Consider the following 12636-nt stretch of genomic DNA (forward strand, 5'->3'; position numbering starts at 1 on the left):
CTGCCCAAGCTGAAACTCGACAGCTACCAGCCGCTGCTGGCGCTCCTGCAAAAGCAGCAGGGGCAACCGGAAGTGGACACCGCACTGGCCCAGCTCTATCTGCTGGCAGGTCAGCTGGACGATGCCCAGAAGCTGCTGGAGCAGGAGGTGGAGCGGGCGCCGAGCGCCGCCGCCTACCACGCCCTCGGCCAGCTGATGGACAAGCGCCGCCTTACCAACAAGGCCAACGAGTACTATCGTCAGGCACTGGAACTGGCGGGGATCTGATCCCCGGCAAATAGAAACGCGAGAGGCCGCATAATGCGGCCTCTTTTTTATCTCTTCGCCCTGCCCTCGTCAGGTGGTGAGCCGCTCCAGCTCGCCGATCAGCCAGATGGCCTCGGCACGGTGGCTGCCGCACACATCCATCATGGGGCGAAAACCGCCGCACACCGCTGGCCGCTCCGGTTGACCGAAGATCTTGCAGCCAAGGGCGCTATCGAGCTGGATACAGGGGACGCCAGCCGGTTTGCCATCTGGCATACCGGGAATGGCACTGCTGATACTGGGGGCGATGCAACAGGCAGCGCAGCCGCTACGACACTCCATAGACTCCACTCCTTTGGGACGGTCTGAGCCACCATAGCCGAAGCGGCGGCACAAACGTAGCTGGCGCACAAGAAAAAGCCCGACCGCACGGGCGATCGGGCTTCAGACAACACAGCCGGTTCAGCGAGCCATCATCACAGGATGATGTCGCGTACCACGCTGTCTTTGCGTTCCAGGTAATGGATCGACTTGATACGACGAATGGTACGGGATTTACCACGGATCAACAGAGTCTCGGTGGTCGCCATCACGCCATCGCTGGTGATGCCATCCAGCAGATCACCCTTGGTGATGCCGGTGGCGGAGAAGATGACGTTGTCATTCTTCGCCATGTCTTCCAGCTTGAGCACCTTGTTGACATCGATGCCCAGCGCTTCGCAGCGGGCAATTTCCTGCTCGCCCAGCGCACGCACTTCCGGGCTGTCGCCCTTGACGCGGTGACGCGGCACCAGACGGGCCTGCATGTCGCCATCCAGCGCGCGGATCACCGCAGCGGAGATCACCCCTTCCGGTGCGCCGCCGATGCCATACAGCATGTCGACTTCGCTGTCCGGCAGACAGGTGAGGATGGAGGCGGCAACGTCACCATCAGGAATGGCGAACACCCGCACACCCAGACCCTGCATCTCCTTGATTGCCTTGTCATGACGCGGCTTGGCCAGGGTAATGACGGTCAGACGGGAGAGCGGCTTGCCCAGCGCCTTGGCCACGGACTTCAGGTTCAGCTCGAGAGCCTGATCCAGGTCGATGGCGCCTTTGGCCTTGGGCCCGACGATCAGCTTTTCCATGTACATATCAGGCGCTTTCAGGAAAGAACCCTTGTCGCCCACCGCCAGCACGGCCAGCGCATTGGCCTGACCCATGGCAGTCATGCGGGTACCCTCGATGGGATCGACCGCGATATCCACCGCGTCGCCGTGTCCGGTACCGACCTTCTCGCCGATATAGAGCATCGGCGCTTCATCAATTTCACCTTCGCCGATCACAATCTCACCATCGATCTCGATCTGGTTGAGAATGTGGCGCATGGCCGCTACGGCCGCCCCATCAGCGATATTCTTGTCACCACGTCCGAGCCACTTGTAGCCAGCCAGTGCAGCCGCTTCCGTCACTCGGGAAAACTCGATTGCCAGTTCACGTCTCATCGCATATCCAACCTATGGAGCTCGAAAACGGGCGGCATTCTACCACAAGGGCAAACCTTTGCGCACAAAAGTAGCCGCTGCGAGCAAGAATGTAGCCAATTCATCCAATTGCAACCCAATTGCCATCGACTCTTCATCCAACTGTCACCCCGCTGTCATCCCCGCTGCCTAGCATGACCCCGTTTTCAAAACAAAAGCTTGCAACACCACAAGGGATTAAGATGAAAAAGCTGACTGTAGTGGCACTGGCTCTCACCGCAGCCTTCCAGGCTCAAGCCGTTGAAGTGTACAAAAATGACACCTCCATGCTGGATCTCTATGGCCGTATCTACGCTGGCCACTTCTTTGGTGACAAGAAGGAAGGGGTCGATACAACAAACCCGAATACTATCAATGGCACCAAGGATTACAGCGCCAAGCAAGGGGCCAACCAGTTTGTCCGTTTCGGCGCCAAGGCCGAGACCCAGATCCAGAGCGGTCTGAAAGCATTGGCCCAGTACGAAGTACAGATGTACATCAACGACAGCGAAAAGACCTTGGGTAAAGATGGAAGCACAGACAACCTGCGCACCCGTCTGGCCTTTGCCGGTGTCGGCGCTGACTGGGGTACCGTGACTTTCGGTCGCCAGAAAGGGGCCCCGGGCTTCCTGGCCGACTGGACTGATGTATCCCTCTCCGACGGCTACGGCAACGAAGCGCTGGGCGCCAAGACTGACACCTTCGCCACCAACCGCGCTGGTTCCGTGTTGAAGTATTCCGGCCTGTTCAATGGCTTCCAGTTTGATGCCAGCTACAAATTTGATGGCGGCCAAGAAGAAGACAAGAGCAGCAACAAGACCTCCGCAGCTGACCCAGCCTATGGTGCAGCCGTGGCTTACACCTTCCCGTTCAATCTGTCTTTGGGTACCGCCTACAACGTTGGCCAACGTCAGGAAAAGAATACCGAAGACGCCAAACTGTGGCTGATCTCTGCCAAGTTCGACAACAAGGCAGCCTATGCGGCTCTGAGCTATGCCGATGGCTCTGACTTTGTCCAAAGTGGCACCGACCATACCGGCTGGGAAGCCGCGCTGGGCTACAACTTCGAAAACGGCTTCGGTCTGATGGCCCTGTGGAACAAACAGGAGCAGGAAGTCACTGGCGGCAAGAAAACCGATGCCATTGACTACTACACCCTGGGTGCCCAGTACAAATTCAACAAGAACCTGCGGGTGATTGGCGAGTACCGCATCAACAATCTGGACAGCGTTGCCGGCAAAGCGACTGCCAACAAGGATGACTTCCAGCTGGCTGCCCGCTACGACTTCTAATCGAGGTTTTGCGGATCCCAAAAGCGCGATGGCTTGCCATCGCGCTTTTTGCTGAGCGTCGCTCACGACCGGAGAAAGTGGCCTAGGCTCAACAGTAGATGTTTCGCCGGAGAGATGATCATGGTCAGGCTGCCTTTCGTCCTGCTGTTGCTGCTGGCTCTTCCCGCTCACGCCCTCTCTATCGCCATGGTGCTGTGGCGCGGTGAAACCGCAGCCGAAGCGGGCTTTCGGGCAGAGCTGACCCGTCTTGGCTATCAGGCCACCATCACCACCTATAACGCCGATCAGGATCGCACAGCGCTGGCAACCATGCTGCGCCAGCAGATGCTGCCGAAACTGGCCGAATACGACTACATCTACACCTTTGGCACCACCGCCACCACCATGACCAAGAGTCTGGTGGCCAACCGCAAGCCACTGATTTTCAATGTGGTTTCCGATCCAGTCGGGGCAGACATCCTCTCGGAAGACAAAGCCCAGAACAGCATGGTGGCTGGGGTAAGCAACATGGTGCCGATGGCGCTGCAACTGGCCAACGCCAGCGAGCACCTGGCCACCGGAAAACGGCTGCTGCTACCCTTCAACCCCCGTGAGCAGAACACCCTGCTGGTGGCCGATATGTTGCTCAATGAAGCGAAACGCTACCAGTGGCAGATGGTAACTTGGCGAATGGCCCCTGACCCACGGCGGCTGGACAACGAACTGAAGCGTCTGCAACAGGATGCCAAAAACGACATCGTCTTTCTGGCCGCAGACAGCTATCTGCTCTCCATCGCCCCCCGCCTGCTGAATGCGCTCAACGCAGCTGCCATCCCTACCATCTGCAGTGCCGAGCTGTTCGTCGAGCACGGCTGCAGCGTTGGCACCATCAGCAGCTACGAGGCACTGGGCAAGATGGCCGCCGGGATCATCCATCGCCACCAGCAGGGAACCGGGCTGCAAGATATTCCGCTGCAGACCGACCCCCATCCCAAACTGGTGTTGGGGCAACTGGGTAACGCCACCACGCAGGAGGCGAGTCCCGAAAAGCCGAAGCCTTGATAAAGATCTCGGCCAATCAGGCTCCGGGCGGGTATGCTGTTGACCCCCATCGCCCGAGAGCCCTTTCCCATGAGCACCACCGTCTTTTTTGCCGTCCTGCTGGCAGCCCTGCTTCACGCCAGCTGGAATGCGCTGGTCAAAATTGGCGAAGAGCGGCTGGTGGGGGTGTCACTGGTAGCGATCTTCTCAGGGCTTATCGCCGCCGTGGCACTGCTGCCCATGGGGCTTCCCTCTGCTGCCGAGCTGCCCTGGCTCGGCCTCTCAGTCCTGCTCCATATCGGTTACTGCCTGTTTCTCAGTCATGCCTACAATCAGGGCGATTTTGGCCAGATCTATCCGCTGGCCCGTGGCAGTGCCCCGCTGCTCGCCATGGCGTTAAGTGCCATATTGCTGGGGGATTACCCCGGTTACGGCGGCATCATCGGCGCCTGCGTGCTGATCATGGGGGTCTTGCTGATGGCCTGGCGAGGTGGGCAGCAACGCCTTGACAGCAAAGCGGTTCGGGCGGCACTGATCACGGCCATGTTCACGGCGACCTACACCCTCTCGGATGGGGCCGGCGCCCGCGCAGGGGGTGAACCGGTACGCTACACCCTCTGGCTCTTTGCCTGCACCGGGCTGGCGATGCTGCTGGTGCTGCTCGTCCACCAGAAACGCAACGCATGGCGCCAGATCCGTCAATATGCACTGGTTGGCGCCACCGGGGGTGCCATGTCACTGCTCGCCTACGGGATTGTTATCTGGGCCATGACCCAAGCCCCCATTGGCGTGGTCGCGGCTCTGCGCGAAAGCAGTGTGCTGTTTGCCATGCTGCTCTCGGTCTGGCTGCTGAAAGAGCCGCTCGGGCGCATGCGGCTGACGGCGGCGGCCATTATCACTGGCGGCGTGCTGCTGACCCGGCTGGGAGGATAAGCGCTGTCGCCATTGGTGCGTATTTATCAGGCAGGATAGCGTATTCACTCCGCCAAATATGTCGAATACCAATAATGGAAATAAGTGTCAGCCCGGGCGTAAATGTTTACATCCGCAACGTATCAATTAACTGGCAGGTCTGTTTATTTCAACCACGGCTTCATTCGGGAAACTTACCTGCCCAGCAGCATTAATGATAAAATCGTTCACAGTTAATTTTCGGCAACGCTGACCAATACCGCGCATGGCACAGACCATGCCGCTCCGCCCATACATTCATTGACCGCCTGACGGGTAAGCCAGCCCGGTCAGAGATGACCCGATCGCGCCCGCCACAGCAGGATGGCATGGCGCTACCGCGTTATTAATGGGTCCGGATTCGTCTGTTTAATTTTTGATTATTTTAAATCCAGCACCATCAGGGAGTTTTTAATATGTCGGCAAAAAAGCTGAAGTTGGGCGCTTTTATATTGATGATATTAACATCGGTATTTGGCGTCACTAATATCGGGATCGGTTTTTACCGAATGGGATATGCCGCCATTCCGATGTTCGTGATCGGCGGTCTGTTTTTCTTCATCCCGTTCATTTTGATGATGATTGAGTTTGGTACCGGTTTTCGCAAAGAGGCGGGCGGCATCTTTACCTGGATGCGCCACTCGGTCTCGACCCGATTCGCCTTTATCGGTCTGACCATGTGGTTCGCCTCCTACGTCATCTGGATGTTTGGCAAGGCGCTCTCCATGTGGGTGCCCCTCTCCTTCATGCTGTTTGGCCGCGACATCACCGTCATCCCGGTCACCCTGGGCAGCGGTATCGACTTCGGCCCCTTTATTCTGGGTGTGGTCGCCATCGCGCTGGTTGCCACCGTCACCAAGCTCATCACTCTGGGCAGCGCCCGCTTTGCCAAGGTGGCGGCCATCGGCGGTCTCTCCGTGGTGGCACTCAACGTGTTGCTGCTGGTCGGTGGCGTCTTCACCTTCGCGGTGAGCGGCATGACTCTGCAGGAGCCCTTCACCCAGGCATCGCTGACTGCCTCTCCCAATGCCGCTTTCAACGACATCATCCCCTTCCTCGGCTTTATGGTGTTCGCCATCTTCGCCTACGGCGGGGTCGAGGCGATGGCCGGAGTGGCTGACGAGCTGGAAGATCCCGAGCGTGACCTCAAGCGCGGCATCTTCCTCTCCGGCGCCTTCATCGTACTCTGCTACATCATCGGCTTTCTGGCGGTCGGCTCAATCATGCGCTGGAGCGACTTCCCGGCCGAGGGGATCACCTCTCTCTCCGCCCTCTTCATCATCATGCTGGAGCTGGGGCGCCATCTCGGTGGCGAGTGGCTTGGACAGGTGCTCATGCGCTTTGCCGGATTGGGCATGTTCCTGAGCTATCTGGGTGCCTTTATCGCCCTCTCCTACGCGCCACTGCGCCAGTTCATCACCGGCACCCCGAGTTACTTCTGGCCGGAGCGTTTCCAGCGCGAGAACGAGAATGGCGTGCGCATTGAAGCCCTCAAGGTGCAAGCCTGGGTGGTCTGTCTGTTCATTGCCGCCAAGTCCATCTTTACCCTGATCAACCCGGAAGGGGCCGCCGCCCTCTATGAGCTGATCATCACCATGACCAACGTCGGCATGACCCTGCCCTACATGTTCCTCATCTACGCCTGGTATCGCTATCGCAACAACCCGGCGCTGGGCAAGGACCTGATCTTCTTCAAGAGCGCGGGCTCGGTACTGCTTGCCACCATCATCAGCCTGATCCTGGTCGCCTTCGGCAACGTCTTTACCGTGGTCGCCCCCTTTATCTCCGGCGATATCTCCACCGGCGTCTGGACCATCATTGGCCCACTGCTGTTCGTGGTGATCGCCATGCGCTTCAAGATCAAGCAGGAAGATGCCCACTAAACGGTAGGCAATGCTCCATGCCAATCGGGGCCGTTCTGGTCCCGATTTTTTTTAGCGCCGGCTTCCGCTCGCCATCACGGCCAGCCCATAGTTTCAATGCAAAAAAAGACTCCATAGAGACCTCTTTTACGAACTCCTCGCCGTCAGAGCACGCTCAACGCCGTAAATTATCAATATCAAGGTGAGAATGATTGTGAAGCGCCAGTTCACGACATATAACTTAGCGAGATATCCCTGTATTTCGTCCGGTAGAGCTGATCATGATGATGCGTTCCCTCCTTCCCCTGTTGCTTGGCGCAGTAATGCTGCCGGCCACTATGGACAGTGCCCATGCCAACCCCTTTTCCGCCAGCAGCAAGAGCAGCAGCGGCTTTCTCGAGCGACGGGATGTGCCCAACCTCAGCTCGGCTGCCTTCGTGGTGGCCAACCACAGAACCGGCGAGGTGATCTCCGAGCGCAACGGCAACCGGGTAATGCCCATCGCCTCACTCACCAAGCTGATGACGGCGCTGGTGGTGCTGGATGCCAACCTGCGCCTTAACGAAATGCTCACCGTGACCAATGCCGACATCGACCGCATCAAGGGAACCGGCTCGCGCCTGGCCATCGGCTCCAGGCTCAGTCGCGCCGAAATGCTCCATATCGCCCTGATGTCCTCTGAAAACCGTGCCGCCTCGGCGCTGGCCCGCCACTATCCCGGCGGCCAGCGTGCCTTCGTCGAGGCGATGAATGCCAAAGCCCGCATGCTGGGGATGTGGAATACCCGCTACGCCGACAGCACCGGGCTTAACCCACGCAATGTCTCCACCGCGCAGGATCTCGCCAAACTCGCCGCCGCAGCGGCCTCCTATCCGCTGATCCGCCAATATTCCACCGACGAGCAGAGCTATGTGCGCACCAACAAGCGTCAGCTGCACTACCTCAACTCCAACCGGTTGATCCGCGAAGGGCAATGGGAGTTCACTCTCTCCAAGACCGGCTATATCCGCGAAGCGGGCCGCTGTCTGGTGCTGGGCACCAAGGTCAATCGTGAGCCGGTGATCATGGTGCTGCTCAATGCCGAAACCACCAACGATCGGGTCGCCGATGCCAAGCGGATCAAAACATGGCTGGAGAGCTCGGGCAGAACCACCCTGGCAGCCAACCAGAGCAGCATGCTGACTCACCAGTAAGATCGAGATCCCCAACCAAGCGAGGCGTCCGCCTCGCTTTTTTTTATCTGCATGAGCGCGCCCAAAAAACGGGAGCTTGCTCCCGTTACAGGTAACACCTTCCGCCATCCCGTTACAAAACGTAACTACTCAATAGCGTGATTCACACTAATAGAATCAATTGGTTGTAACCTAGCAGCGAGAATTTTAGCGTGCCATCACAACCCCTGTAACGACGAGCCACCATGCGTATTTCCAGTATCGAGTGCGGGCGGGTACTGGCCATTCTGGCCGTGATGACCATTCACGTATCCCCCTTCGCCAATCCGTTCAATCCCGCCCTGTGGGAAAGCGGATCCTGGCTCTGGCTGAGCGGCACCATCAACCAGTTATGCCGCTTTGCCGTGCCGCTGTTTTTCCTCTGTGCCGGTTATTTTCTGCAGCCGAGACTGAGTCGCGAGGTGCCGCTGACCGTGGCCTGGCGCTACTGCCGCCCCTTGCTGCGGCTCTGGCTGGTGTGGAGTCTGGTCTACCTGCTGCTGCCGTTCAATCCGCTTGATGCCGTGCAGCAAGGCTATCTGGCCTCCCTGCGCGGGCAGTGGCAATTCCAGCTCGGCGACCCCCTCAACGGCTGGCTGGTGGGCGGCATGATCCACCTCTGGTTTCTGCCAGCCCTGGTCATGGCGGTGGCCCTGCTGGCACTCTGCTACCGGCTTGGCAGACCATCGCTCGCCCTCTGGCCAGGCCTTGGCCTTTACCTGCTGGCGCTGCTGGGGGGCTCCTATGCCAAGCCGCTGCTGGGCGCCGAGTGGCCACTGCTCACCCGTAACGGCCCCTTCTTCTCCCTGCTGTTTGTGGCGCTTGGTGCCCTGCTGCGCCAGCGTCAGTGGCAGCCCGATGCCCGCATCGGCTGGCAACTGCTGCTGGCGGGCGTGGCGCTCTATGGCTGTGAAGCCTGGGCGCTGCAGCACTTCGCCGCAGTGCCGCTCACCCGCCACGACTTCCTGCTCGGCTCCCTTCCCTGGGCTCTCGGCCTGTTTGGACTGCTGCTGGCCAACCCCGAGTGGGGCAAGGGCAGCTGGCTTGAACGTCAGGCCCCCAAAGTGCTCGGGATCTACTGCCTGCACATGATGCTGGTGGTCTGGCTCTTCGTGTTTGGCCCGCAGGCCGCATCCATCCTGTGGGAGATCGCCAAGGTGCCGCTGCTGATGGGATCGTCTCTGCTGGTCTATCGCCTGCTGGCGACTATCCCCCTCACCCGCCGACTGCTGAGCACTCGCTGAGTCCGATATCCGGCCCGTCCTATCGGGCCGGATATCGCTTCACATTTCGCACCTTTTTCTTCCGCTACGCCCTTTTCCCTCGCTTCGTTCTCGCGGTTTGCTGTAATGGCTCTGCTTTTCAGCCGAGCTCTGCCGACCACACAACACGCACCCAAAGCCCCCTCCATTTTCACCTTGCCAGACAAATGAAAATCAATATCATTGGCATCCCGCTTAAGCGGGTCAGGCTAATTATAATTAAATCAATATGTTCGAGCCGTCAGGTCGACATCCAAAGAGTCAATATTGAATATGCAGCACCCTCACTTTCGCAGAACCCTGGTCTCGCTGGCACTGCTGGGCACCGGCTTCACTGCCCAGGCCGCCGATGAAACCATGACTGTGGTTGGCAAACGATCCCAGCATCAGGAAGTTGCCACCGCAACCCGTACCAATACGCCAGCCAAGCTGGTTCCCCAGACCATCGACAGCGTCAAGGTCAGCGAGCTGAACGCCTTTGGCCAACCCACATTGAGCGAAGCTCTGGTCGGCATTCCAGGTGTTGATGCAAGCGGTGATACCCGCTTCGACGGCGTCACAATCCGCGGCTTTAGCGCAGGCACGGATTTCTATCTCGACGGATTCCGCGACGACATGCAGTACACCCGGGATCTCGGCAATATCGAACGGGTAGAAGTGCTAAAGGGCCCGGCAGCAGTACTCTACGGACGTGGTAGCAGCGGCGGCATCATCAACCGCATCAGCAAAAAACCGCAGAAAGGGCAGGAGTCCAGCGTCACAGTACGCGTGGGCAGTTACGATTACCAACGCATGGCCGCAGACCTGAGCGCCGAGCCGAGCGAGGCGGTGCAACTACGACTCAACGTCGCTCAGGAAGACAACGACAGCTTCCGTAATGGCGTGCACGGCAGACGTACTATGGTGGCACCAGCCATGAACTGGGATATCACTGATCGATTGAGCTGGCTACTGCAATACGAACGCAATGAATCGCACCGCACGCCGGACCGCGGTATCCCCAGCCTTAACGGTCGTCCAGCAGATGTGCCACGTGACGCCGTCTATAGCGATTTACGGCGTGACTACATCAACGATCTGACACAGTCGGCACGCTCTCGCTTCACTTGGGATGTAAACGACGACTGGCAGGTGCGCCAGCAACTGAGCCTGATCGATCTCTCGAGCCAGTTCGATAACACATACGTCACTGAAGTAACCAGCAAAGCGACGGTGAAACGTTCCCGTTGGCAACAAGACTTGCAGACCCGCAACCTCGCCTCCAACCTAGAGGCGGAAGGTCAACTGCAAAGCGGTCAAATAGCCCACACTCTATTGATAGGCATCGAACAGGGATGGCAAGAGCGCAGCCCAAAACTGTGGAACAGCCCCAAGTCAGCCATGCTTGAGGGTGATATCTACACCCCAGACAGCCTTCCTACCTATGACGGCAAGATGCCTCTCTTCTCTGACAAGCAACATAAAATCCGCAGTATCGGGACTTATGTACAAGATCAGCTCTCAATGGGCGACTGGACACTGCTGCTAGGCCTGCGTTATGACCAATTCGAGGTCAACAGTCGTGACAATAAAAACCCGGCTGAGGAGACAATCTCAAACCACAGCCTGAGCCCGCGCGCAGGATTGGTATGGAATCCGATAGAAGAACACTCTTTCTATCTCTCTTACAGCAAAAGCTTTATGCCCAATGGCGGTGGCGTGACAGGCCTTAACCAGATCGGTGATAAAAACAACACGCTAGACCCAGAGCTGACCCGTCAATATGAGACCGGCGTCAAGAGCGACTGGCTAGATGGCAAACTGGCAACCACCCTCTCCATCTACCGGCTGGAGATGTATAACAAGCGAACCAAAGATCCACTCGATCCCAGCAAGATACTCCTCACTGGCCTGCAACGTACCGACGGTATCGAACTCAGTACACGAGCTCAGCTGAACGACGAGGTTTATCTCCGCGGCGGCATAGCTCTGCAAGATGCAGAAATGGTGGAAGACTCCATCAATAAGGGCAATCGCCCAAGCAGCGTATCACGCCTAAATGGCGAACTGTTTGCCGGTTATCAGCAAGGAAAGCTCGGCTGGTTCGGCGAGAGCGGTGTTACCGCTGTGGGTGATCGCTTTGCTGACAATGCCAATACCACGGTGCTCCCCGGCTATGCACGCGTTGATGCCAGAGCGGGCTATCGCTGGCAACATTGGGAAGCGCAGTTCGGTATGGAGAACCTGTTTGACACTCACTACTACGTAAGTGCTACCGGCGCCTCTCAGATCATGCCCGGCTCCCCACGGCAGGTTAATTTGACTACGTCCTACCGTTTTTGATCCAGTGACAACCACCCCGACTGGCCAGCCCTTGCTGGCCAGTTTTTTATGAAGCAACCACGATGAAACGCAGAAGAGTTCCCCTTCACAACAACAAATGGGTACGCCGCCTCCATGCCTGGGCCGGTTTTTTTACCCTCGCCCTGATGCTGATGTACGGCATCACCGGTCTCTGGCTGCAACACCGTGCCGTGTTGCCCATCCCCGGCCCCCACACCGACAAATCGAGTGAAGAGATAGTGCTGGAGGCGCCGCTCGCCAGCCCAGAGCAGCTGAAAAGCCTGTTGCAACAGCGCTATCCCGATACCTTTGCCGACGGGCGAACCATGATCACCCCGGCCCAGACCCTGCCCACCCCGAACGGCCCGCTCACCCTGCCCGCCAAGTGGGAAATGCGCGGCGTTACCCTCAGCCAGAGCGTAGCCGCCAGCTATGTCGAGGGTACCTTGCTGGTACGTACCGATCTGCAACTGGCCAACTTTGCCGCCAGCCTCAACCGGCTGCACCGCGGCATGGGTACCGGCCTCGGCTGGCAGCTGTTTGGCGATATCGCCGCCCTGGCCCTGTTGCTGCTCGCCCTCACCAGCCTGTTTATGTGGACCAAGCTGCACGGCACCCCCAGAGCCATCATAGCGCTGACACTCGCTGGCAGCCTCGGCACCCTGCTGTTTGCCCTGCTGGGGTAACGCAGCAACCATGATCTGATGCAGCAAGGTTTGGAAAGAAAACCGCAATAGAAACAGGCCGCTGGCGGTGATGCCGGCGGCCACATCAAGAAAAGGAAATAACGGAGAGCGGGAAAAGAGAAGGGATACCAAGAGGTAACGGGAAGTACTGCCAGCTCAACAGTAACGCCCCAATGCGCAGGAACGCTAAAAAACAAAAGGCCATCATTGCTGATGGCCTTTTGTCATGAATTTGATGGTGCCCGGGGTCGGACTCGAACCGACACGGTTATTCACCGG

General features: G+C 58.3%; 11 protein-coding genes. 9 read left to right on the top strand and 2 right to left on the bottom strand.

From position 1 onward, the window contains the following. A partial coding sequence (locus L972_RS13325; RefSeq protein ID WP_047438758.1) for a tetratricopeptide repeat protein occupies positions 1-267 on the top strand: 267 nt, incomplete at its 5' end. 69 nt (positions 268-336) lie between these two features. Here the strand turns inward: L972_RS13325 and L972_RS13330 are convergent. Both L972_RS13330 and glpX read right to left on the bottom strand, forming a co-directional pair. Further along, a complete protein-coding gene (locus tag L972_RS13330) occupies positions 337-588 on the bottom strand; it encodes a YkgJ family cysteine cluster protein (protein WP_005336384.1) in 252 nt (83 codons plus the stop codon). Positions 589-722: 134 nt separating this feature from the next. Further along, on the bottom strand, positions 723-1733 hold the full coding sequence (glpX, locus tag L972_RS13335; protein WP_005336386.1) for a class II fructose-bisphosphatase: 1011 nt from the start codon (positions 1731-1733) through the stop codon (positions 723-725). 221 nt (positions 1734-1954) lie between these two features. On the opposite strand from glpX, the gene L972_RS13340 reads away from it, so the two are divergent. From L972_RS13340 to L972_RS13375, 8 genes are all read left to right on the top strand, one after another. Continuing rightward, entirely contained in the window at positions 1955-3043 is a 1089-nt protein-coding gene (locus tag L972_RS13340) for a porin (RefSeq protein ID WP_047438761.1), read from the top strand. A 120-nt stretch (positions 3044-3163) separates the two neighbouring features. Beyond that, positions 3164-4084: an ABC transporter substrate-binding protein gene (locus tag L972_RS13345; protein WP_047438784.1), complete on the top strand. Its 921-nt coding sequence runs from the start codon at positions 3164-3166 to the stop codon at positions 4082-4084. Positions 4085-4117: 33 nt separating this feature from the next. Then, entirely contained in the window at positions 4118-4996 is an 879-nt protein-coding gene (locus tag L972_RS13350; protein WP_081990732.1) for a DMT family transporter, read from the top strand. Between the two features lie 434 nt (positions 4997-5430). Continuing rightward, the gene (yjeM, locus tag L972_RS13355; RefSeq protein WP_047438763.1) at positions 5431-6897 is read left to right on the top strand and encodes a glutamate/gamma-aminobutyrate family transporter YjeM; all 1467 of its coding nucleotides are present in this window, start codon (positions 5431-5433) and stop codon (positions 6895-6897) included. A gap of 260 nt (positions 6898-7157) precedes the next feature. Further along, positions 7158-8069 (top strand): D-alanyl-D-alanine endopeptidase, encoded by a 912-nt coding sequence (gene pbpG / locus L972_RS13360; RefSeq protein ID WP_005336410.1) that lies wholly within the window; start codon positions 7158-7160, stop codon positions 8067-8069. 224 nt (positions 8070-8293) lie between these two features. After that, positions 8294-9331, top strand: coding sequence for an acyltransferase (locus tag L972_RS13365; RefSeq protein WP_047438765.1), 1038 nt, complete (start codon positions 8294-8296; stop codon positions 9329-9331). A 291-nt stretch (positions 9332-9622) separates the two neighbouring features. Continuing rightward, the gene (locus L972_RS13370) at positions 9623-11671 is read left to right on the top strand and encodes a TonB-dependent receptor (RefSeq protein ID WP_047438767.1); all 2049 of its coding nucleotides are present in this window, start codon (positions 9623-9625) and stop codon (positions 11669-11671) included. Positions 11672-11691: 20 nt separating this feature from the next. Further along, positions 11692-12357, top strand: a complete 666-nt coding sequence (locus tag L972_RS13375) for a PepSY-associated TM helix domain-containing protein (RefSeq protein ID WP_331428940.1) — start codon at positions 11692-11694, stop codon at positions 12355-12357. The last annotated feature ends 279 nt before the right edge of the window (positions 12358-12636 follow it).

Origin of the sequence: Aeromonas sp. ZOR0001 (assembly GCF_000801015.1) — a bacterium.
Classification (GTDB): domain Bacteria; phylum Pseudomonadota; class Gammaproteobacteria; order Enterobacterales; family Aeromonadaceae; genus Aeromonas; species Aeromonas veronii.